The organism is Arthrobacter sp. NPDC056493, from assembly GCF_042795115.1.
Classification (GTDB): Bacteria; Actinomycetota; Actinomycetes; order Actinomycetales; family Micrococcaceae; genus Arthrobacter.
Genome location: NZ_JBHTSL010000025.1, coordinates 1 through 23,486 on the forward strand (window position 1 = coordinate 1; position 23,486 = coordinate 23,486).

The following is a 23,486-nucleotide window of genomic DNA, read 5'->3' on the forward strand; positions in this document are numbered from 1 at the left end:
CTGGGCAAACTCACGCCCATCGAATATGAAACAATCAACCGGACCGCGCTCACAGCGGCCTAAGACCCCGAGTCAACAAAAGCCGGGGCAGTCCCGAAGCACTCAACGAGGACACAGGGCGTTTCATGGACTGGCCATCCGTGCTGACGATCCCGCTGGCTGAGCTGGGTACCTACCAACGGTCGCAGTAAAGGATGCCGACGGGAGACGACATGGTCTCCCGTCGGCATCCGAGCCCATGGGCGATCCAGGGCACCTGCGCCACCTTCCCGCTCGGCAAGCTGGTTACGGCTAACCTACACCCCAAACTGACGGCCGGTCCGTGCCCGCCGGCAAGGGATGAGGCCGTCTTCAGCGAGAACGGACAAAGCTATTCCGGTGGCTACGCGCTGAGCGTCGTCCACGAAGGATGCTCCCTGCTTTCATGATGTTGGGGAAGCTGAGGGAAGGCCGTCTCCCAGAGGTCACGGCACCGGCCGGGCAGCCGCATCGAGGGCCACAGGGCAAGCAGCCGGTCGGCGTTACCGATCCCGCCCATCTCATCGACCGACCTCGAGTTCTGCAGCGTCAATTGGAACAGCGCGACGCAGCTTCCATCATCGCCCACGTCATAAACCCTGTCCGGTCCCCAGTCCAAGTGGATCGGCAGCTGCATAGTGCCCGACGCCGGCCCTTTCAGCTCCTCAAAGGCACCCGGGACCAGGTAGACGAGGGAATCAGCAATGGTGTGCCGGGCCCCCGGCCCGTACACATACTCCCGCAGGCCCGCACGCACCCGTTCGGAAACGGTCGTGCCCTCGCTGGCAGCCTTAGCCTGGGCCCGGTCCCACAAGTCATCCTCGATACGGATCGTATGCCTCGTTGTACCGGCTGACATGGCGCCTTCCCCTCAGTACCTTCCTGTTCCTTCCGCTCCCGACGTTACAGGTGTCATGACACCGTGGAAATGCTTTGCCAGCCAGAGTCGTCTGCCAGCGGCAACCGGGTTTTAGGCCCCCAAAATCCTGAACGCTTCGGCCTGCGGAGACGAAGCCCCACTTGGCATCCCTCATAGAGCCCTGACAGTCATGCAGTCAGCCGGAAGCCCTGCCATGAACAGTCGTGGAGGCAGAAACAGGCAAGGCCATCGCACAGATGGCTCCGCAACTTTTGAAGGTCATGCAGTTCCACCCCAGGCCGACCATGAATGAGCAGAACAGACCACCACAACCGAAAAGGAGGAGCGAGATGAACAACCAACATCGAGCAGAAAAGAAATTTTCCGCCGAACGTTCTCAGATCATGTTGGCCAACCCAACAACGTCCATGAACAGGTACCAAAGAGCAAACACTCCAGCACAAGAACCAGGCAAGGAGGCAACCGGCCACACCACCAGCCACCAATGAAAAAGGCCCCCGAAGGGGCCCTTCACAACACAACATGTGCACCAGTCAGAGGCTAAAGCCCCTGAACAGGGAAAACACGTGCCCAAGATGGGACTCGAACCAGCCTCTCCCGCTGTAAATCCGCCACTCCCCCGAAAACATCCCCAATCCGGCCCAGTCCGATACCGATACAACCGAATCCGAAGCCCAGGGTGTGGACACTGTCCACACCCTATTTTTGAGCCTTTGGGCTCCACCCGACCCGAGTGTGACGGACTTTTTGAGCATTGGAAATCGCGCTCCACCACGCAGCGCTGTAAAACCCACCGTAACGACGCTCCGGCGTCTCAGCCGGAGTCGGACGCGCGACATCGGCTGAGTTGAGATGTGAGGAGCAAGCCGAGGGCTGGGCTCAAAGAATGTCATAGGGCTGCAGCCTCCTTTAGACATCTCATAGCTGAGACAATTGACGAGGACATGACACCTTGCCGCACTACTTCAGCCGATCAACGAACTGACGAATAGCCTTCACAAGTCTTCGCGAATCGGCTGCAGAAACCACGGCCGTTGTGTGAAGCGTCTGATTTCGCCGATTTACAGCTTCTTCGATCGTTTGCTTCTCATCACGTGAGGCAAATAGCCCCTGCCGGTCGGCCTCTTTGAGCATTGATCGCAGCGGAGTAGGTCGCGGAGAGTCACGCGAATCGGCGGCAAACCGCTCGGACAAAGTCACTTCTAACAGAGAGACGGCGGAGATCAGAGCAGCTCCGAATTCGCGATGGGATATCAAGCGCTCAGGATCCGCATTGTCCGGGCCACTTTTTAGCGACACGGATGAGATCCATTCTCGGAACTGTCGAACAAATTCGTCAGGATCGGCCTCAAATCGAGCCGGGCGCGTCAACACGAACCTGCTGCGCAATTCAAGTGGCACCGCCTGCAACTCTGACGTGACTAGCAGCACATTATTCTCGGACTTCTGAGCAGTGGCCAGCGCGACCTCATACTCGTTCGTTCGGTCTCCAATCTCTGCCACAACGTATGCCGCACGGCTAATTAATGTGTCGAGCTTGGCTGAGATCGTTCCGGGCGGGCTGAAAACATCGCGCGCGGTGACAGGGACTAAGCCGCTTGCCTCAACTTCCGGGAAAATAAAGTCCCTATACCAGCCAATAAGTGTGGCCGGAATCGCAAAATAGCACATACGGCTTGACTCCTGAGGCACACGGAAGTCGGCGGTGACTCGGTCGTCTGTACTGACACTTCTTTCAGGCAATTGGTCGCGCCAGTATTGGGCTAGTTCGGTGAAGAACTTCTCCAGCACATCCCCAATGCTGAGTCCGCTGCCGACAGGAAGGTTTATGACCTTCACCCCACGACGTTCATACCTGTGAATCATGTGGTTAGGAGCACCGACCTGGATTGTCCACAGAGGACGATACATCCGCCCGAGCCTCCGCTTGATCAACCCGAGTAGTTGTCGCGAATCGGGATCATCCAAGCTGTATCCGACCAGCACTCCTGTGCGTTCCACGAGCATCGCGGTAACACTCGTCGCGAGCAGCGGGAACGCTTGAAGGAACTGATCGTAGTCATCCTCGGTGATAACCATACTGGCGGGGTGGTTAACGTCACCGTGAAACTTGACCAGCCGCGGCCCAGCATACCTGTTGGGCGTCGAGAGCTGCGTCTCGTCCACAACAGGAAGGCATCCTTTGCCAATCTGTTCGTAGGCCCGTTCAAGGAGGAAGTCAAAGTTAGTTGTAATGACGTTGGTGAATCCGACCCGCGCGAATGCGAGATGCGCAGCGCCCGGCTTGGCGTCATGGGCTCTGATCAGTCCTGCAGTCCTATCTACCAGGGCGACACGTCCGAAAGCATGTTCAAAGGCAGAGATAACCTCGAGAGTCCCGCTCGTTGAGTCCGTTCCATCAACGTCGCGGCCCAAGGCGGTTCCCAGCTCTGGCCAGGAAACGGGCGCGTCTCCTCTTTCGATAGTCGCGTTGCGCGAGAATCCTGCCCCAACTATGGGCAACCAGGATCCCTCGACAAGTTCATCGAGGAGGTGCCGGGGGACGCGATCTATAAGTGAAGCCATAAAAACCCTGTTAGCTTTACTCCACCGTTCATTTATCCTCGTTCCTAACGACTGTAAGACCACGTCTAAACATTGCGTGTCAACGATTGATCATAACGGCGAGTTCCGTGGACATCGTTCATCCTCAATTCTCAATCGGTGGGCTAGTGAAAACTTTGACCCCGATGTGCGAACTTTAGACTCCCAAGGTGGAGCTTGCAGAGTGTTCGCGGGCGGGCAGCGCATTGTGGAGTCGGGACCGCTATGAGTGCCGCTTACTGACCTCGAATACATGCTTCTTCGCGTTCTCCTCGAACTTGCTGACGACGCCGGCCTCCTTTAGGCGAGCCAGGATGGCTCCGACACCCTCGAAGACGTCGATTTCGGGGCGCTCCCACCCAGGAGTAGTCAACTTGCTGTAAGGCTTCCCCAGAGCGTTCAGCGCACTCTGCAAGAGACTGAGGTCGATCGTGGCGGCCTGAGCACCAAGCAGCTTGAGTATCGGTTCAGTGCTTGGCCAGCCTCCCTTGGTTGCTAAGGTGACGATGGCATCAGGGGTCGGCCGTCGACCTTCAGCAGCGGCCCAGATGGCGAGAGCGGTCGCTCCCTTCTGACCAAGCTTTGGAGCAAAGGCTTCGAGCCTTGTGAGTAGGACGTCCCTTACAGCGCTGGGCACCTGCTCCGAGGCGATCCAGAACAGTTCCTTCGTGCTTAGCGGCAGCTCCGTCATGTAACTCGGGAAATTGTGAGAGACCGCGATCAGCTGCTTTTTGATCCCCCACTCATCATCTTCCAAACTTGCATAGGCGTCGGCATCGTCCCGAATCAAGCCCTTCTGAACGAGCGCGGGCAAGACGGTATGTGCGTCTGTGTGGAGGCTTGCCGCAGAGATGGACTCCGGCTCAAGCTCTAGCTCGTCAACGAGCTGGAGCGTGACTTCGTCGCCGAGCGCCGCGGCGTTCAAAAGGTTCAGTGCCAGTGGTCCGAGCGGTGTGGTGTCATCTGCCGTCACTGAGATGGATCCAGCCGTCCTGAGCCAACTAGCCAAGTCGGCGTCGACGTCATGCTCGGCGATGTAGGTCACGACGTTGAATGCAGTTAGGGCGAGACGGTGCGCGCCGGCGATAGCGGGCCAGAAAGGCGCCTCGAGCTGGTCAAGATCGCTTAGCATGCAGTCAGAACTAGCTCCACGCGCCACCTCTTCAAGAGCGTCAACGTCTGCTACGGCAACGTCCGAGAGCACGTCTACGAATCGATTAGGGTCCGCAACCGTTGGGACGCTCGTGGCCTGGTCGAGCGCGCTAAGGTAGTCCCGCAGGTGAGCAAGAATATGCCCGTAGACATCCGACTCCCGAGCGTTCTTGAGGCAGTCCAGCGAGAGCTGGGCCTCGTCTCCGAGGACCGCCACCAAATTTGCCAGGGTGACCGGGTAAACACTTCGCTTTGAAAGTTCAGTGCGTAGCGGTTCAGCAACCCGGTTCAGGTCGCCGATGCTAAGCCCCATGCCCTGAATAGTCTCCGCTATCGCGACCGCCTTTTCAGCGCTCTGGGGTGCGCTGACTGTCGGAAGGTCAGGGAGGGCCGTGGCGAGCGCGCTGCGCTGCTCAGCGCTTATCGGATAGGTCAACTCTGGCGAGACACCTCTCAAGGCGGCGTCGAGCAACTCCTGATTGTGGGCTTCCGGGTCCTGCGCGATAAGGAAGTCGAAGATGTCTGGCCATGTACCGCTCAGGCGCTCGATGAACGTTAAAGCGCCGGTGCCAGAAGTGAGGTAGGCATCGATGAAGTCGCGGTCGTTGGCGGCGTTGGTAGCGAGCCGCCGGATCGGTTCATCGAGCTTGCTTGGGTCTTCCGCCATGAGGTAGTCGAAGACCTCGATGTTGTATACACTCTGCCCACCGAGCAGGCGCTGCGCTTCGGCCTTGAGCACCGCTTTGATGTCTTCGGTGTTGACCTCGTCACCGGCGCCGAAGTGGTATTCGATGTCCATCACGTCTGGTTGAACGGCCTTGATAATGAAGTTCATTGCAGAGGCGCTAATCGCCTGGCCCGGGAACTGAGTGATGTAGAGCGTGAAGTTTTCGTCAATAAGCCCGGCCCGCAGCAGCTCCAACACGAGCTCAGCCCCGCCGAACAGTTCCTCCGCTACATCAGCCATCGAGCGGTCGGCTCTTCCATACGAAAAAAGCCTTCGAGAATCCGCAATTGCGTCAGTCATCGAAGCGTGCTGTGCAACCCGGTGATCACTAACCGCCTGCCTGATCTCGTTGTTGATTTTCTCCGTGGCCTCGTCAGTCCACCCGTCCTGCGACAGCGGGTAGCCCATGAGAGTCTGAACCTTGTCGAACGAAACCGTTTCCCCTGAATACCCCGCCCGGTAGTAGACCCCCAGATTTCCCCGGTCATGAAGATATGCCCGCCAGAAGCCCGCCGTTAAGATGTCGCTCCACGAGTAGGTGGTCCCAGCCGCAACCACCTGGGCATTGTCTGTGCTTACGTTTTGCCCATGTCGGGCCAGCAGGACATTCTGCAGCCTCGTCCCGAGTGTCGCACTACGTAATTCGACAGCATCTAACCGGCGCAACCGAGTTCTCGCACCGCGCTCAGCATTCCGGGCTGCGGCTGTCTGCTGCGCAACCCACTCGCGGTATGCATGGTAGAGCGTGTCGAGGAGGCTCGTGCCGTCGCGGATTTTCTCGTAGTCGGCGAGATAGATGTTCTTATAAACAATCGAAGCAAACAGTCTTTCGGCAGTCAGTTCTTTGAGCCCACCGTCGGTCAGAATGCGACGCCGGAACACCTCGTACTCGTTACAGATGTTCTTGATGAGGCGCATGTCTGTGAGAAAAGAGCCCACAATATCTACTACTGCATTGTTGGGTCGCTGCTCCGGGACGATCCCTGCCAGCTCTCGGCGGATCAAATCCCGTGACGTTCGATGGGAGATGAACGGCACCATCGGCACGACCAGATCAAAAAACTTGGTGCGGTTGGTGGACATCAATCTCCGCGTCTCACCCTGGTCAGCCAGTGTAGCGTCTCCATTGTCTTCTCGTTCGTCTTCGCCGTCACCGGCCTCGACGTCGAGCTGTTCAAACACGCTGTCCCGGATAGCGTAAACAAACCGGATCGGCGCCGTGCCAGTCTGCTCCGCGTTGTTAAGCAGCATGTTGAGCTCGCGAAGGGTCTCGAAGATGTGCGGATCCTTGAAACGGTCGAGATCCTCAAAGATCACGACCGCCGTCTTAGACGTCTGAAAGAAGTAGACGATCTCATCGAGGTATTCGTCGAAGTAGGACGAGGACGAGTCAGAGAGCGTCACCTTGGTCGGTCCGGCGGTCAGCTCAGTGACTCGAATGCGTTGCTGGAAAAGTCGTTGGACCCACAGCGCGGCCCCCACGGTGAGCACGAAAACGATAAACAAGCTCAGCCACTGGATCGTACCTGCAAGGTTGCTCCACAAGGTACTGTTGAGCCAGGCCCAAGCCTCCGATGGCAAGGCATCCCTGACCTTATCCGGAACCTTGGCGAGCAGAGCGAAACCGGTTGCCGCCGCACCGACTCCGACGGCGCCTTGCATGGCGCGGCCGACACGAAACGTGTCGAGTCGGCTGTAGCGGGAAGCTGGCATAGCAGACGGACTTCGCCTGTATAGGAGCTGTTTGACGATCTCTTTCTGGATTAAGTTCGTCTTATCGAGCGGTTTGTCGCCATCCTTCCGAACACGGCCGTCGCCGATGCCCAGACTCGGAATCGACAGGTTGATGACGTTTACGTCATCAACCTCAAGCACCCGTTGCGTTTCCTCGAGCACGCTGCTCTTGCCGCTGCCGTAGTGACCTGTAAGTGCGATGTTGCGCGGCGCTTCCCGGCCTGACTTGGTAAGTTCCGCCGTCAAGATTTCGACATAGTCGCGGTGCTGGTCGGGGACATAGACCGGCCGCAGGGATCGAAGTTTTGCCGCGGCCTTAGTCATCCGGGTGCCCCGAGGCTAGCTGCGCACCGGCGAATGCACTGCCATACTTGCGCAAATCTTCCGGGACTAAGCCCCTGGAAGGTGCAGCAGTCTTTCGCAGTTCCTTTTGACCTGTGGCGGTCGCCATCGAGCATCCCTGTTCTCAGGCGACGGACCAAAGGGCTGCGCCAGCTTAGTACCTACAATGCCTTCCTATGCTCCTGCATTTTCCTGCACATTGCCGCTGCGACACGGTCTCTCCCCGGCAGCCAGGGTTGGGTAGGCACCGACCAGCCTGCAGGGATGGCACAGCTTGGATGGCGAGCCCATTTTTGCACGTCATCTCGTACAGAAAGGACGCTGTCGCGCGGGTAGAGCTAAGGAGTCGACGGACGCGGTCCCCGAATTTCCACTCAACCGCTTGCGGCAGGCCCTTCCCGGGGAATCATGTCACGATGCCCGCCTGGGTTGATTCGTGGAATCATTTGGCGATGCCCTTAATGAACAGCGAACACCGGGACGCGCCATCGTGCATTGCTCGGAGCCGGGACGGTCCGACACGGTAAACCCGGCCGCTGAAAGGCCAGTATTGGCAGTCGAACCCTATAGATTTGACGGGGCCTTCTTCAGCATCGGGCTTGATATAAAAAGGGGACAGGACTGTGCGTATACACGACGTTCGGATCGAAAACTTCCGAGGCATCAAACTTCTCGAGTGGCGGCCCCAAGTGGGCATCACGGCTCTGATCGGTCCAGGTGACTCTGGCAAGACGACCATTCTGGACGCCTTGGGCCTGCTTTTTTCGCCCCGCTGGAGCCACTCATTCACGGACAACGACTTTCATAAGCCCGAAAACGAAGTGGACGGCTTCCTGATCCGGGCCACGATCGCTGAACCACCTGCTGAGCTACTCGGCCTCGACGCATTCATGCCCTATATTCGTGGGGTGGATCCGGTCACCGGCGGCATCGTCGATGAACCGGACACCGAGAAACCGGCACTGACTATCGAACTCCGGGTTGATCGTTTTCTTGAACCCGTTTGGCAGGTGGTCGCCGATCGGCAAGAGAGCCCCGGAGTCCTGCGGGCTTCGCACAGGGCCGCTTTTGGCGTGGTCAGAGTTACAAGCCACAACGTCGCAGATCTCAGGTGGTCGCGAAATTCGGCTCTGCTGCGCCTCACTGACAGTGCCGTTCAGCGGCCCACGGGCCAGGCCCTCATCGAAGCGTCACGAGCCGCAAAGCGCGCTACTGCCAGCGCTTTCCACGAACTAAGCGGCGTCACATCCAAGGTACAGTCACAGGCTCAGCTGCTACGCGGCTTACCGGCAGACGCGACACTGGTCGCCGCCCTGAATGCAGACTCTTTGCAGCTCAACGAGGGGGCCGTATCCCTTCACAGTGGCGAAGTACCTTTGGAGCGCCACGGGCTGGGATCGCGCCGACTGACCGGAGTGGCGGTTCAGTTGACAGGCGCGGAAAACGCACGTGTCCTCCTTGTGGACGAACTGGAGGCTGGTCTGGAGCCCTTCAGAATTCGGCACCTTCTTCGCGCACTTGAGGCCCGGGTGACAGACACATCTGTTCTCAGCCAAGTCTTCGTCACCACTCACTCGCCTGTGGTCCTTCGCGAACTCAATTACTCGAATTTGAGTGTCATTCGAAGCGATCCGGCAACCCAAACCCGTGCCATTGTTCCAGGTCCGACTTTCCAAGGCGCTCTGAGGAAGAACGCCGAATCTTTCCTTGCGCCCAATGTTCTGATCTGCGAGGGCGTCACTGAGGCCGGGTTTGCGCGGGGGGTTTATGCACATGCTGAAGAAAGCAACCCGCAACTAATTACGGCAGTGGCCACCGCGGATGCTGGAGGAGAAGGAAACTTGGTGGCTTACGCGAAGGCATTTGCAGACCTTGGATACCGCACCGCAGTTTTTTGTGACAACGATACGAAGACCGACCTATCTGGTCTTCCCCTGTCAACAAGGCTGATCCGGTGTGATGAATCGAAATGTACGGAACAACAGGTAATCGCGTCCCTTTCCAAGGAAGGGTTGCGCAGGGTTCTTGAGCACGGCCTGGCAAACTCAGCACAACAGGCGATGACGGATGCTCTCGCAGCCCGGGGGTGTGACAGATCAGTCACAGAGAGCATCCTTTCCGGCGGGGTGGTTTCCGAGGAATCCACGGCCATAGCCGGGCAAGCCCTCTGGCACCTCGCCAAGAAGGAAGGGACGAAGTGGTTCAAGTCCACAACCGGTGGCGAGGTTCTGGCAGCCATTGCGCTTTCAGATGACCAAGCCACACGGGAACCATCGCCGGCGGCCCGAGTGGTGCGCGAGCTCCTTGCCTGGGGCACAGGTGTCTGAAACTCTTGACCTCGCCACTCTCGGAACGGGCGCTGTCGTTGCTCCCGCCGGCCATGGAAAGACCTACTCAATCGCCCGCACCGTCGCAAGCCACCCCGACCTCCGAATTCTGGTCCTGACACACACGAATGCCGCCGTCGCAGCACTGAAACGTCACATCGGAAGCCAAGGCGGTGGACGCGTCCGCATCGACACAATAGCGGCATTCTGCCTAAAGCTCGTAAGGTCCTTCCCAGGACGAGCAGAATGGCATGAGAGCGAACAACTTGACCTTTCAAGTCTCCAGCCAGCCGCATTAAGGGCGCTGAGTTGCGCCACCATTCTTGAAGTAGTGGCCATGGGGTTTGATCTACTTATCGTCGATGAGTACCAGGACTGCAGTGCCGACCAGGCCCGTGCTGTTGATCTCTTGTCTGATGTCATGCCGACCATTGTGCTCGGCGATCCCTTGCAAGCAATCTTCGACTTCGGCTCTGCCCCTGCTGATCCATGGAGTGGATCCTCGAACGCGCTGCCCCATCTTGGTACCCTGAGCGTTCCGCACCGCTGGAAGCGAACAAATCCAAGCCTTGGTGAATGGATTTTGCACGCCCGTCAGGAATTGCTCGCCGGACGACGACCCAGTTCAACCGGGCCGCACCCGGTTGAACTGGAATCGCTGGACCGTGATGCAGCCCAGGGAGGCCTGTCAAGGCTCATACCCCGAAATGGAACGACGGCCATAATCTCGCCCGACCCTTCCAATCCCAACGCCCTTTCCAGTATTGCTCGTTCGTACAAGGGCAGGGTCAGAGTGGCCGAAAAATCGGACCTCGCCGAGGTCAGGGTGATCGCCCGCACTCTTGACCAAACCTCAGATCGTGCTGCAGTACTTGTCGCACTCATAGGTTTTGCTTCGAAAATACGGACAAAAGTAGCCAGTTCCGTCGTGCAGACCCTAAGTAAGAATCTCAAGGCAAAGGGTGCTGCCAGCACATCGAAGCATCCCGTAGTTCTGGCCGCAAGAAAGTACCTTACCGACGGAAGCACCGATGCCCTCCTCGAGTACTTTCGTCACCTTACAAGTGCGCCAGACGGCCACACATACAGGCCACAGCTCCATCAACTCTGGATCAGGATCCTGTCAATGAGTCTGGCTGACTCTGGACCGTCCTTTGAAGAGCACGCCATTGCATTGATAGAGCGCAGTAACCACCGCACGTCATGGGAACCCTTCGGGACCGTCGTAGGTACAACGCTAAGGCTGAAGGGGCTCGAGTTCGACAACGTCATCATCCTCGACCCACACACGATTAGAGCCAGAAACCATCTCTACGTTGCCCTGAGCCGGCCCACAAAAAGACTGATCATAGCCAGAACACAGTAGGCTCGGGGATCTAAGAGGTAATCGATCTACGTGCGCCCGACGTTTGTCTGACTCTATGGACGAGGGATCCTCTTCTTTAGATGCAGGCCACCGCAGGGGATGACTGCAGAAGCAAGGTCCTGGCTGTGCTGACTTCCGTCAACAGGGTGTCGCGAAGCTGAAGCCTCGAAAGAAGCCGCGCGCCGCGAACCACCGGTTCGTTTACCCCGCCCCCAATTGCCTTTGGCAACTGGATGCAACCGAGTACGTCCTCACCGCCTGGAGTCAGGACGCGGACAGCCGATTGGTGGCGACAAGGCTTTCGGCCGCGCTGACGATGGCTTCCTCAGCGGGGCGGGGCTCCCAGCCGAGCATACTGCGGGCCTTGGCGTTAGAGGTTCGCCGTGCGAAGCCAAGGTCCGCTGCGACGGGGCGGAACTGTGCGGAGAAGACAGCAGCTGCCCGCACTATGAAGTCAGGGATCGTCCTCGTCGGGACGCGGTTTGCTGATGCGCCAAGACGCGCCCTGAGTAAGGCGCCGATATCTTTCGTGGCGATGGCCGTGCCATTGGAGAGAAGGAAGCGCTGACCGGCTGCTGTCGGGGTGGTCATGGCCAGGAAGTGCCCAACAGCGACGTCGCGGACGTCCACGATCGGGACAAACATCCGCGGGTAGCCGGGCATTGCCCCGGTGAGCATCATTTGCAAAAGGTGGTTGGCGCCCGAAATATCAGTTCCCAGAACGTGCCCCATCACCGCGACAGGGAGGACAGTGGTCAGTTCAGGCGCTTCCGGTTCAGAGGCCACAAAGTCCCATGCGGCCTGTTCGGCGAGGGTTTTGCTCTTGGCATAGGCGTCGACGCCTGGACCGTCGAGCCGGCTCCAGTCTGCCTCGGTGAACACATGGTCACTCCGCGGGTATCCCCAGGCAACGGCATGGAACGCGGACGTCAGGACAACCCGTTTGACTCCAGCATTGGTCGCGGCGCGGAGCACCCGGCGCGTACCCTCACGCGCTGGCTCAACTACTTCGTCTTCATTCGCGACATTCCCCGGCACAACAGGGGACGCCACATGAAGCACGTAATCGACTCCGTCCATGGCCTCTGGCCACCGGTCATCCCCCGTAAGGTCAGCCTCGGTGAAGCTCAGGTTCCCGCCGTTGACCATTCCCGCGTCCGTGAGGACGGAACGGATGGCCGCCTCACGGCTGAGGGACCGCACTGTTGTTCTAACCTTGTAGCCCTCCTCAAGGAGCTTGAGGAGGCAATGGCCCGCAATGAAACCGGAACCGCCCGTAACCAGAACCCGTTCATGGCCCATGAACTGCCGCTCCTGTCGCTCGTCGTTTATTTCGCGAAGCATATGCCGCACGGCAGCGCGCAGCCACCCGGGAATGACGAATGGTCCACTTCGGCCATAGCCGGCAACAACATGCCGGGTCTGGTGCTGCAGCGGGCTTAAGCGTGCAGCGTGTTCCCGTCCGCTGTGTCTGGCCCGTCGGTCAAGGCAGTGCCATGTATTCAGACCCGGCAATCACCTCCACGACGTGCACGTGACAGCAGCCGCCAGCTTGACGGGATCCCCATTATCGGCACCTAAAGTACGGGAGCGGACGAAGCTGCGAGAACTCCCGTTTAATGACGAATCAAGCGTTTCCTCACGTCAAGTCGCCCTTTGCTGGCAAGGCAACGTCGTCGACGACATCCACGTAGGCCCGGGAGTGTCTTCGCTTTCTGTCAGAAGAACGGAGAGTGCATCTGACCAGGAGGGAGTCCTTGGTGCTCGGAAGAGGCGGCATGCAACTACCGACCATGCGGCCGCACATGTCGCCGGCGAGGCGGCCAGGCAATGCCTCCGGTTCACGAACACCCCGCGTGTGCCGGGTAAGTGGGACGAGTAGAAAAGGGTTACTAGTCCCCTGTGCCCGTTGCCATTCCGGAAACAGGTTTCGCAATCAGCGCGTGAGCTGACGGACTCTAAGAGATGCTCATCGTAGTTGTGATGCTGGCTTGTCCGACGACGGAGTATGGAAGTATCCGCAGGCAAAACGCAGCCTGTCGGCAAGAGCGCGCGCTTAAGGACTAAGCCGATCGCCTTGGAAGGAAGCAGGAGACATTCTGTCGATCCGGAAGTAGCTGGTACAGGCCAGAGAGGACTCGGCCGCAGGGAATATGAGATGAAGGCGTCAGCCGTGCGCGAGGAGTTCGAGGCCGACGACCGCCGCGCCCAGCACACATTCGGCCCCTAAAGCAATCAACCTCTGCCACCAGGCCATTTTTACCCGGCGAACCGCGAGGTAACCGATAAGGACCAGCGACACGACCAGTGCGAGAGTCGAGGCGCGCAATGCAGTTTCAATACTCCATCTGCCCAAGGCGGCCACAGCAATAAAGATCAGCGGAAAAACGATCGCTCCAAACGCGCCAAAGCTGACACGTGCCATATGCGACAGTTCAGACCGGGTCGGGGTCTTAGCGTGCACGGCGAGGTGGGAGACAAGATCAGCCACGAATACCGCCAGCAGCGTGCCGACGACCGTGATAGCCAGCGTTGTGGCCGCTGCCCCTGGCGCGAGTGCTTCTGAGTGGGAGGCCAAGGCAAGAACGACAGCCAAACCGGTGAAGGTGACATAGACGCGTTCTTTGAGAGCCTCGGCGCGACGGCTGACGCCTGGTTGAGCTGTGGCATTCACTCCTGGGACCTCCTGTGGCTAGTCGACTTGCAGTGCCCGCAGGCCGCTAATGGTGGTGCGAACGAGGAATTCGAGCTGCCTATCGTCGTAGGTGCTAAACCCGGACGAGTCCAGATGGCGCAATACACTGAGTTCTCCGCTTCCGGAAGCGTCCAGCACCCGGTGGAGTTCGGGCTGCTGGGGGTGGCCGTCGGGGTCGCTGTTGAGGATGACATCGCGGGCGAACCCCATTGCGAGGTTGGTCATCATCGACAAAGCGCGCCCGGCGTCCTCCTCGCGGAAGCCCGCGTCGATCATCCTCTTGAGCACAACCTCGGCCGGCTCGACCATGCCGAAGTCCGTTTCGCCCGCAAGCCGAAAGTACACCGCAACCGAACCGGAGGCAATGAGGCTATTCGCTACTGACGTCGCGAAGGCCACCAGCGCTTCGTCCCAGGTCGCGGTCGGGGCAATCTTCGTGCGCTGGAAGCGGGTCTTGAATGCGTCGACCGCCAGCAAGGAGAGCAGTTGCTCGCGGTCTGCGACGTGGTAAGTGATCGCCTTTCGATCGACACCGAGTTCGGTTGCCACCGCTTGCATGGTCAACGAGGTCGGCCCGATCGCACGGGCCGCGGCGACGATGCGGTCCCGGGTGATTCCTGCGCTGTTACCGGGCCTACGCCGCAGCGGCCCCTGCTCGACTGACATTGCACCTCCGCTTGCTCTTGACATCCTTCCTCAACGTAGCATAGATTTCCCGAAAGGGAATTTAATTCCCGTTCAGGAAATCACTTCAACGCAGAAGGACCCGCCATGGCAAAGACGCATGACATCCCGATCATTCCCCCGACGCCGCCCATCGTGGGCGAGGCCGCCGCGGTACCCGACCAACTCGCTCCAGGCGACGGTCCCACGACGATGCAGCGACGACTGTGGTTCCTGCTCCCGCTGGCGTTGCTGAGCGTCTCGATCATTTGGGGTGGCGTACTCCAGGCCCTTCTTGCCCGGCAGGTGAACGGCTTCGTTCCCGACGCGTCCGCGCAGGCAGCAGTCCTCGGTCTCGTTCTCACGGTCGGCGCGATCTCCTCGGTCGTCTTCACCCCGATCGTCGGCCTGCTGTCCGACCGCACGCGCACCCGGTTCCTCGGCCGCCGCAACATCTGGATCCTCGGTGGCGCGATCGTGAGCGCGTTGACGCTGCTCGCAACCGCCTTCGCGCCCAACACGATCATCCTCACGATCGCATGGGCACTCGCCCTGATCCCGCTGAACGGCTACCAGGCCGCTGCTTCCGCGGTGGTACCGGAGCGGGTGCCCGTGCGGATCCGCGCCCGCCTGACAGCTGTGAACGGAATGGCAGCACTGGTGGGTGTCGGCGTCGGCGCGGTCATCGGCAACCTGGTCGGTGTGGGTGCGGCCTACATCATCTTCGCCGTGCAACTCGTCGTGGTTGGCGCCCTGTTCGCGTTCTTCACCCGGGACTTCACACCTCCGGCGATCGTGAATGGCGTCAAGGCAGAGCGGACCAGGCTGCCCGGATTCCGGTCAGCGCCGGACTTCTGGTGGGTGTTCATCGGCCGCTTCCTCGCCTTTCTGGGCTACGGTCTCGCCACCGGACTCGCACTGTATGCGCTGCGTGACTGGTTCAAGGTAGGCGACGGGACCATCGACGCAGCAACGGCGCTCAATGGAACGGTGATCGTACCAATCAGCACCCTGTTCCTGATCGTCTCCGCGATCACGGGCGGAATCCTGGCCGACAAGTTCCACCGGATGAAGCCGTTCGTTATCGGTTCCTCGCTGCTTTTCATTCCGGCCGCGCTGGTCCTGATGCTCGTCCCGAACGGGACGGGAGCAGTCATCGGCATGTGTCTTCTCGGTTTCGGCTTCGGCTCCTACGTGTCGGTAGACGGTGCGCTCGTGACCCTGGTGATCCCCAAGCTCGAGGACGCCGGGCGCGACCTCGGAATTCTAAACATCGCCAATGCCGGGCCGCAGGTCATCGCGCCGGTCATCGCCGGAAGCATCGTCGCCTTCGCGGGCTTCGGCTGGCTGTACGCGCTGGTAATCGCCGTCAGCATCGCAGCATCCATCGCTGTGATGTTCGTCAAGTCCGTCCGCTAAGACAGAGAGTTCCAAATGCTGCGCACCTCCTTCAACGACGGCTGGACCGTCGACGCCGAGCACGACGCGGGCGCTTCGCCCGTCGGTCCGGTCACCCTTCCATACGACGCGATGCTGCATGAGCCCCGCACCGCCGACACCCCCGCAGGCATGGGCACCGGGTTCCATCCCGGAGGGCGCTACCGCTACACCAAAAGGTTCCAGGCGCCGGAACAATGGCGCGACCGCTCCGTCCTGGCCGAATTCGAGGGTGTCTATCACCGTTCCGAGGTGTACCTGAACGGGGAGCTCATCGGGGGGCGCCGGTCCGGATACGCCGTCTTCCACGTCCCCCTCACCGCGCAGTTGCGGTTCGGTGAAGAGAACACGCTCGAGGTGGTTGCCGACACTACGGATCAACCGAACTCCCGCTGGTACTCGGGCAGCGGGATCTACCGGCCCGTGAATGTGCTGGTCGGTGGCCTCGTGCACGTCCCTCCCTTCGGGGCGCGATTCGCCACTACCCGGGTGGATACGGACGGTACCGCTACTCTTGTCGCCACCGTCGACCTCGTCAACGATGACTCAACCGAGCAGGAGGTGCGGGTAGAAGTGAGTATCTCCGCACCGGGCGGCAGCGAACTGGCCGGCGGCGCTGAAACCGTCACGCTCTCGCCAGGAGCCCGGACGTCCGTTCGGCTTCCGATATCCGTCGGGAACGCTGAACTTTGGTCGCCTGATTCCCCTCAGCTCTACGACGCGGGCGTTCGCATCACCGATGGCGCGGACCTGCTCGATGCGGTGGAGACACAGACCGGGTTGCGGACGATCACCGTCGACTCCACTCATGGGTTCCGCATCAATGGCACTCCGTACAAGCTGCGCGGCGCGTGCATCCACCACGACAATGGCGTGATCGGAGCCGTGGAGCTGGATGCGGCGGCCGACCGTCGTGTGCGCATCCTGAAGGCCGCGGGGTACAACGCGATCCGCTCCTCACACAACCCGACCTCCCCGGCGATCCTGCGCGCCTGCGACCGGCACGGGCTGATGGTCATGGACGAACTCAGCGACGCTTGGTACTTCCCGAAACTCAGCTACGACTACGGGCTCGACTTCGAAACGGAATGGGAAAGGGATCTTGAGGCCATGATTGCCCGCGGGTTCAACCACCCCTCGGTGGTGATGTGGTCGATCGGCAACGAGATCGCTGAAACCAGCCAGCCCAAAGGCATCGCCCTGGGACACCGGATCGCAGGACGTACTCGGGAACTGGACCCCACCCGGCCGGTCACCAACGGTATCAACCTGCTGCTGAACACGGTCGCCCCCGACGACGCGAAGAAGGCCGAATCCGTTGCCAAAGCCCGCGAGAACGGGCACAACGCCAGCAAGAACATGATCACCATCCTGAACTTCGCGATGAGCGCCCTGGAGAAGGTGATGCCGCTGATCGTGGCGGGTAAGCGAACCGACACCCGCACGAAGGACGCGTTTGCTGCCCTCGATGTCGCTGGCTACAACTACGGCACCGGCCGCTACCGCAAAGACCACCAGACTCACCCGGACCGGGTCATCGTGGGGAGCGAGACGGTTCCTCCACAGCTCTTCAAGAACTGGGCCCTGGTGGAAGAGCTGCCCTGGGTGATCGGCGACTTCCAGTGGACGGGGTGGGACTACATCGGCGAGGCCGGCATCTCGGTCATCCGATACGGCGAACCCCGCAGGCTCTTCCTGCCGTACCCGGCACTCCTTGCCGGCACACCGGTCGTCGACATCACCGGCCACCTGCAGACCCAGGCACACCTGAACCAGATCATCTGGGGGCTCCGCGCCGGTCCGGTCATCGCGGTTCAGCCCGTCAACCATGCCGGCCAGAAGCAGAGCAAGACCGGGTGGCGCTCGACCAACTCCATCGCTTCATGGAGTTGGGAAGGGTACGAAGGCAAGAATGCAGTCATCGAAGTGTACGCGAACGCGCACCGCATCGACCTGAACCTGAACGGCCGGACGATCGGATCACGGATCATGACCGTCAAAGACCAATACCTCGCCACGTTCAAGGTCCCGTACGAACCGGGAGAGCTGACGGCGATCACCTACGACCGGTCCGGTCGGGAAATCGCCAGAGACACCCTCCGCAGCGCCGGGACGAGCCTGCGTATCCAGCTATCCCCTGAGGCGGACACCGTCACATCTGGCGGAGAAGATCTGCTCTTCGTTCCCATCGCGTTCACCGATGAAGACGGGATCGTGCGGCCGCTCGCTGATCGCGAAGTCGCGGTTGACGTCGACGGCGACGGGGAACTGCTCGGCAGCGGCAGCGGCAACCCCATCACCGCGGACGAGTTCAGCCGTGGACAATTCACCACCTTTTACGGGCGGGGACTGGCAGTAATCCGCCCCACCGCCGCCAGTGGAACCATCACCGTCACCGTGACCGCCACGGGATGCAGACCGGCATCGGTAACGGTACCTGTCACGAACGGAAACCCGACGCGCACCGAAAACAGCCGCCCGGCACGGGCGTCACGGACATCTAAGAAGGAGCCCATCCATGGCTAACGCGACCCACCAGCCCATTCGATTCCCGTATCAGGACCCGGCACTGTCCACTGACCAACGGGTTGAGGACTTGCTGAGCCGGATGGAACTGGCCGACAAAGCCGGTCTGATGTTCCAGCCCCTGGCCAGCATGGGAGACTTCGACGCGCCTGGCGCGTTCGGATCCCCCTCGACGCGCACCCTGTTCGACAAGCGGATCAATCACTTCAACATCCTGCAGGCACCTACTGCCCGCGCCCTCGCCCAGTGGGTCAACGCCGTTCAGGAGCACGTGCGTGCCCAGCCGCTGGGGATCCCGGTGACGGTGTCCACGGACCCGCGGCACTCGTTCGGCAACAACCCGGGCACCGCGATCATGGCTGGCCCGTTCTCGCAGTGGCCCGAGATGCTTGGCTTCGGCGCGCTCGATGACCCCGAGCTCGTTGAGCGGTTCGCCGATACGGTTCGCCGGGAATACCTGGCCGTGGGAATTCGGCTGGCGCTGCACCCGCAGATCGATCTCGCGACCGACCCGCGGTGGGCACGAGCCAGTGCCACCTTCGGACAAGATGCTGAAATCACCGGCCGCCTCGGCGCGGCCTACGTGAAGGGTCTCCAGGGAGCGACGCTCGGCGCCTCGTCGGTGTCGGCGATGGCCAAGCACTTCCCGGGCGGTGGCCCGCAGAAGGACGGCGAAGACCCGCACTTCGCCTATGGCCGCGAACAGGTCTACCCGGGTGGAAAGTTCGACCTGCACCTGCAGCCCTTCCGTGACGTGATTGCAGCCGGCGTCTCGCAAATGATGCCGTACTACGGCATGCCGATCGGAATCGGCTACGAGGAGGTCGGGTTTTCGTTCAACAAAGAGATCGTCACCACGCTTCTGCGCGAGACCCTCGGATTCGACGGCATTGTCTGCACCGACTGGGGCATCCTGTCCGGCACATTCTGGGGCGTCGAACACCTCACCTATGAGGAGCGGATGCTCAAGGCGCTGGATGCCGGGATCGACCAGTTCGGCGGCGAGTTCGCCCCGGACGTGCTGATGGGCCTCGTCCGCGACGGGTCGATCGCCGAGGCTCGACTCGACCTCTCGGTGCGACGCCTGCTGCGCGAGAAGTTCACTCTGGGCCTGTTCGATGACCCCTTCGTCGACGCCGACGCCGCGGCCAGCCTGATCGGCACCACGGAGGCTCGGGAAGAGGGCCTCGCCGCTCAGTCTGCCGCGACCACGCTGCTCCTAAACCCCGACGGAGCCGCGCACTTGCCGCTGGCGAAGAAGATCAAGGTCTATACCGAGGGCATGAACGTCGAGGCGTTCGCCGGCCGCGCCGACATCGTCGCAACCCCGGCCGAAGCCGATGTCGCGGTGCTCCGTCTTGTCGCACCGTGGGAGAAGCGCGGCGCACCCGGCACGGTCGAATTCTTCATGCATGCCGGACACCTGGACTTCAACGATGCGCAGGTCGCGCACTTCCGCGACATCGCCGCACAGGTCCCAACCGTGATCGACGTGTACCTGGACCGGCCTGCGATCCTCACCCCGTTGAAGGACCTCGGGGCCTCGTTGATCGTCAACTACGGCGCTACCGATGAAGCGTTCGCCCGGGTGTTGTTCGGCGAACTGGAACCGAAAGGGCGGCTGCCGTTCCAGCTTCCGTCCTCGATGGCGGAGGTCGTGAAGAACCGGCCCGACGTACCCGGCGACACCGCGAACCCGGCGTTCGAGTTCGGAGAAGGGCTCCGCTACCAGAACTGGACCGCGTCACCGCCTCCCACCGACCACGACCGCGCGGCCACAACAGTTCAGCGAACCAGCCGGTTCGATTTCACGATTGCCACCCTCGCGGACGTGATGGACGACCCTCAGGCCGGGCCGATCCTCGCCGAGACGATTCCCGGCCTGGACCAGATGCCGATGCTCGACATGGTTCGGAACATGGCATTCACCAATGTCCTCGACATGGCCGCCGACAACCTTGGCGCCGACGCGATCGATGACCTGAAAGGGCGGCTTGCCGCCGTCTGATTCACTGCGGTGACGTCCGAGCGGATCAGCTTCGCCCGGACGTCACCCCTTCCCCCACGTCGTCCATGGTGTTCACGCCGACGCGGAGTGGTACCGCTCCCAGCGCAGAACGTGCAAGCCCCACTGAACAGATGAGACCCTTCCCATGAGCAGAACCCGTCCAGCCAACTCCTCCGCAGCTTCGGCGACGTTCGTGGACCGCCGCGTCGACGGACGTGACGGCGCCATTGCAATCCGTGATTACCTCCCCGCCTCGGTGGATTCCTCTGCCAGGCCCTTTCTCTGGGTGCACGGTGGCGGGTTCCAAAGTGGCGGTCTTGATCAGCCCGAATCGCACGCTACCGCCCTCGCCCTGGCGGCAAAGGGGCGGTGGGTCCGCACTCTCGATTACCGGCTCGCCCCGCGCACATGGCCGTGGTCGAAAGTCGACTTGACCGTGCACCAGGGCCGATACCCCGCGGCCCTGCACGACGTTGTCGACACGGCGCTCGACCTGACCAGGGACGCCGGTGCCATCACTATTGGCGGAGCCAGCGCCGGCGCGTGTCTGGCCGCGGGCGCGGTTCTCTATCTTCGTGACCGTCAGGAACAACTCCCGCTCGGCGCTGTGCTGGCGTATGGCACCTATCACGCCGAACTCCCCGCCAGCCCCCCGCTCGAGCTGGAACTCCACGGGATAGGACGACTGTTCTTTAAGTCGAAGATGGTCCGGGCCATGAACCTCAACTACGTCGGCGACTCTGAGCTCCTCCTCCCTGGCTACGCGTTTCCGGGTGGTGCGGACGTGACCGGATTCCCACCGACGCTGGTCGTCGATGCGATGAACGACCGGCTGCGCGCTTCCGGTCAAGCCTTCGCCGCCGAACTTTCCGACGCCGGAGTGGACACCTCACACCACGTCCTCCCCCGGTCGATGCATGCGTTCCTGAGCTCGCCCCGGTCCGGCCATTTCGCCGCGGCCATCACGATGATCAGTGACTGGCTCGTCGACACCGACTCCCGTAAGCCCGGCCACCCCGCCTGACCGCCCCGTCCCCTCACCGCTCGCTCGGAAAGGAACTCCGTGAACTTCCCCCATTACAAGGACACACCGGACGACACCATCGTGAACGAATTCATCCCGCCCCGCGTCCACATCTTCATCAACGATGCGCGAAACAGAGACGACGAGCTCAGCGACGCCGTCAACCGGCTCATACCACTGGCTCTGGAAACCCGGCATGGCATTTTAGTCACCCAACATAGCCCATCGGTCTACACACTCGAAGTACACCCCCCGACGCCCTTGGGGATGATTCGCGAGAAATGCCTCGAAGGGGCTGAAGAACTCACCGCATCTGTCACGGGTTCAGCCGACTGCGTCCTAGATACGCAAACCCGGGCAAGGCAGCGGTAACAGGCCCTCCAACCCGCAACCGCGCGACGACACCCGCCGGACGGACCATTCAAAACTACTTTTAGGAGAAATGCATGACTCAGACAACTGTCATCACCGGTGGAACCGGAGGAATGGGGCTCGCTACGGCTCGGATTCTTGGCCGGGACCATCGCATCGTCATCGCCGACCTCGATCAAGGCCGCATCGACCAGGCGGTGAGCGATCTGACCGGCCTCGGCATCGACGCCGTCGGCTTCGTCTGTGACATCACCGATGGATCCGCCGCAAACCGGCTCTTCGAGAACGCCGAAGAGGGAGGCCATCACGTCCGCGCGGTCGTGCACACCGCTGGTATCAGCCCGCAGATGGGAACCCCCGACCGGATCGCGCGCATCAACGGCACCGGCACGGTCAACATCGCTCAAGCATTCCTGAAGCGCGCGTCGGAGGGCGACGCACTCGTGAACGTCGCCTCGACCGCCGGCCACGGACTACCCAAAATACTTATCCCGTTCCGAAGCTTCCGGCTCGCACAAACCGACCCCGCATCGTTCGAACGCGTCATCGTCAAACGCGCCCGTGTCTTCGGCAAGAAGCTGCACGCCGGCATCACCTATGGCCTGAGCAAGGCGTTCGTGATCTGGTACACCCGCTCACTCGCGGGCGCGTTCGGCAGCAAGGGTGCCCGCGTCGTCTCGGTGTCCCCAGGAAGCTTCGACACCGCAATGGGAAAACTTGAGAAAGACCACGGCGCTTCCGAATTCCTGAAAGTCTCGGCGATCAAGCGCTTCGGACATCCCGAAGAGATCGCCGCGGTCCTCGCCTTCTGTGCGAGTGAAGCGCCTGGTTACCTTACCGGCACGGACATCCTCGTCGACGGCGGCACACAGGCCGGGCAGGAGTTCAGAACGAAGCACTGAAACCCTGCACGCTGAATGTCCGATGCGTGACCAGGACAGCAGGATAAACGGTTTCCCTTGACAAGCAGCTAAGCCCCTCATGTTCGTGAAGACGGCACACAACTTCGCCGGTTCGCCCGAAGCAGTGCACGACCCGCTTCGCCGGAGGCAAAGACCTGTCCTGATTCCGGCGAACCCTGCTCCAAAACGCCGACCACGCCACCATACGAACGTCAGGAGAACAATTCGACCAGGGGCTCCTGGCTGTAGGCGTCCCCGTCGACTGGTTCACTGTCCAGGGATTGACTTACGGCTTCCTCAACGAACCCCTACTTTCTGCCTTCACTACAGGCCTTCAACGCAGAACTCACTGGTTAGCCGCAAACGTCGTGAGGTCGGCGGCCGGGCTCGGTCAGGTCATTTCAGCCCTCTTGGGCCAACCGCTATCGCCTTGCCAGGCCCCAGACATGAAAGGGCCGCCGGCTTCCTCCGGCCGGTCCCTGATCTCCACACGTCGCCGGCCGACCTGGAGGACCTCCTGGCAATTGATCCGTGGGGTTTCCGCCGGTCCCGGCCCGTGCGAAGGCATCCGGCGGGTGGTTGAAGGCATCATTTACCGGGATGCAGCATCGGTTAGACCCTACCCGCACGTAGCCTTCCATCTCAGATCGTACGTTGGTGCCGCGGCGGTTTCGGGCAACACCAGGACCGAACCGAGGGCCTGCCCCTTTGCGATGGGGCAGGCCCTCCA

Annotated in this window: 15 protein-coding genes; 9 read left to right on the forward strand and 6 right to left on the reverse strand. The window is 61.0% G+C overall.

Features of this window, described 5'->3' with window-relative positions; all coding sequences use genetic code 11:
* Window positions 1-382: 382 nt before the first annotated feature.
* Entirely contained in the window at window positions 383-877 is a 495-nt protein-coding gene (locus ACFQ50_RS11925) for a hypothetical protein (protein ID WP_377995749.1), read from the reverse strand.
* Between the two features lie 224 nt (window positions 878-1,101).
* Here ACFQ50_RS11925 and ACFQ50_RS11930 point away from each other — a divergent pair, with 224 nt between their 5' ends.
* Complete coding sequence (locus ACFQ50_RS11930; RefSeq protein WP_377995750.1) at window positions 1,102-1,386, forward strand: hypothetical protein; 285 nt, start codon at window positions 1,102-1,104, stop codon at window positions 1,384-1,386.
* 472 nt (window positions 1,387-1,858) lie between these two features.
* Here the strand turns inward: ACFQ50_RS11930 and ACFQ50_RS11935 are convergent, their stop codons facing one another.
* Together ACFQ50_RS11935 and ACFQ50_RS11940 are read right to left on the reverse strand one after the other, a co-directional pair.
* Complete coding sequence (locus ACFQ50_RS11935; protein ID WP_377995751.1) at window positions 1,859-3,463, reverse strand: SIR2 family protein; 1,605 nt, start codon at window positions 3,461-3,463, stop codon at window positions 1,859-1,861.
* A gap of 241 nt (window positions 3,464-3,704) precedes the next feature.
* A complete protein-coding gene (locus tag ACFQ50_RS11940) occupies window positions 3,705-7,418 on the reverse strand; it encodes a hypothetical protein (protein ID WP_377995752.1) in 3,714 nt (1,237 codons plus the stop codon).
* A 641-nt stretch (window positions 7,419-8,059) separates the two neighbouring features.
* Here ACFQ50_RS11940 and ACFQ50_RS11945 point away from each other — a divergent pair.
* Together ACFQ50_RS11945 and ACFQ50_RS11950 are read left to right on the forward strand one after the other, a co-directional pair.
* The gene (locus ACFQ50_RS11945) at window positions 8,060-9,763 is read left to right on the forward strand and encodes an ATP-dependent endonuclease (RefSeq protein ID WP_377995753.1); all 1,704 of its coding nucleotides are present in this window, start codon (window positions 8,060-8,062) and stop codon (window positions 9,761-9,763) included.
* Window positions 9,756-11,129, forward strand: a complete 1,374-nt coding sequence (locus ACFQ50_RS11950; protein ID WP_377995754.1) for a UvrD-helicase domain-containing protein — start codon at window positions 9,756-9,758, stop codon at window positions 11,127-11,129. Before ACFQ50_RS11945 ends, ACFQ50_RS11950 begins: the two co-directional genes overlap by 8 nt.
* A 264-nt stretch (window positions 11,130-11,393) precedes the next feature.
* On the opposite strand, the gene ACFQ50_RS11955 is transcribed toward ACFQ50_RS11950, so the two are convergent.
* The 3 genes from ACFQ50_RS11955 to ACFQ50_RS11965 all read right to left on the reverse strand — a co-directional run bounded on the left by ACFQ50_RS11955 (window position 11,394) and on the right by ACFQ50_RS11965 (window position 14,490).
* Window positions 11,394-12,473, reverse strand: coding sequence for an SDR family oxidoreductase (locus ACFQ50_RS11955; RefSeq protein WP_377995755.1), 1,080 nt, complete (start codon window positions 12,471-12,473; stop codon window positions 11,394-11,396).
* An 823-nt stretch (window positions 12,474-13,296) separates the two neighbouring features.
* The gene (locus tag ACFQ50_RS11960) at window positions 13,297-13,803 is read right to left on the reverse strand and encodes a hypothetical protein (RefSeq protein ID WP_377995756.1); all 507 of its coding nucleotides are present in this window, start codon (window positions 13,801-13,803) and stop codon (window positions 13,297-13,299) included.
* An 18-nt stretch (window positions 13,804-13,821) separates the two neighbouring features.
* Window positions 13,822-14,490 (reverse strand): TetR/AcrR family transcriptional regulator, encoded by a 669-nt coding sequence (locus tag ACFQ50_RS11965; protein WP_377995757.1) that lies wholly within the window; start codon window positions 14,488-14,490, stop codon window positions 13,822-13,824.
* 105 nt (window positions 14,491-14,595) lie between these two features.
* Here ACFQ50_RS11965 and ACFQ50_RS11970 point away from each other — a divergent pair, with 105 nt between their 5' ends.
* The 6 genes from ACFQ50_RS11970 to ACFQ50_RS11995 all read left to right on the forward strand — a co-directional run bounded on the left by ACFQ50_RS11970 (window position 14,596) and on the right by ACFQ50_RS11995 (window position 22,756).
* Window positions 14,596-15,906, forward strand: a complete 1,311-nt coding sequence (locus ACFQ50_RS11970; RefSeq protein ID WP_377995758.1) for an MFS transporter — start codon at window positions 14,596-14,598, stop codon at window positions 15,904-15,906.
* A gap of 15 nt (window positions 15,907-15,921) precedes the next feature.
* Window positions 15,922-18,450: a glycoside hydrolase family 2 TIM barrel-domain containing protein gene (locus ACFQ50_RS11975; RefSeq protein ID WP_377995759.1), complete on the forward strand. Its 2,529-nt coding sequence runs from the start codon at window positions 15,922-15,924 to the stop codon at window positions 18,448-18,450.
* On the forward strand, window positions 18,443-20,458 hold the full coding sequence (locus tag ACFQ50_RS11980) for a glycoside hydrolase family 3 protein (protein ID WP_377995760.1): 2,016 nt from the start codon (window positions 18,443-18,445) through the stop codon (window positions 20,456-20,458). The genes ACFQ50_RS11975 and ACFQ50_RS11980 overlap by 8 nt, the downstream gene beginning before the upstream one ends.
* A 145-nt stretch (window positions 20,459-20,603) precedes the next feature.
* Window positions 20,604-21,482 carry an alpha/beta hydrolase gene (locus tag ACFQ50_RS11985; RefSeq protein WP_377995761.1) on the forward strand — a complete coding sequence of 293 codons (879 nt, stop codon included), beginning with the start codon at window positions 20,604-20,606 and terminating at the stop codon, window positions 21,480-21,482.
* Between the two features lie 39 nt (window positions 21,483-21,521).
* Complete coding sequence (locus ACFQ50_RS11990; protein ID WP_377995762.1) at window positions 21,522-21,854, forward strand: hypothetical protein; 333 nt, start codon at window positions 21,522-21,524, stop codon at window positions 21,852-21,854.
* A 74-nt stretch (window positions 21,855-21,928) separates the two neighbouring features.
* Window positions 21,929-22,756 (forward strand): SDR family NAD(P)-dependent oxidoreductase, encoded by an 828-nt coding sequence (locus tag ACFQ50_RS11995; RefSeq protein ID WP_377995763.1) that lies wholly within the window; start codon window positions 21,929-21,931, stop codon window positions 22,754-22,756.
* The last annotated feature ends 730 nt before the right edge of the window (window positions 22,757-23,486 follow it).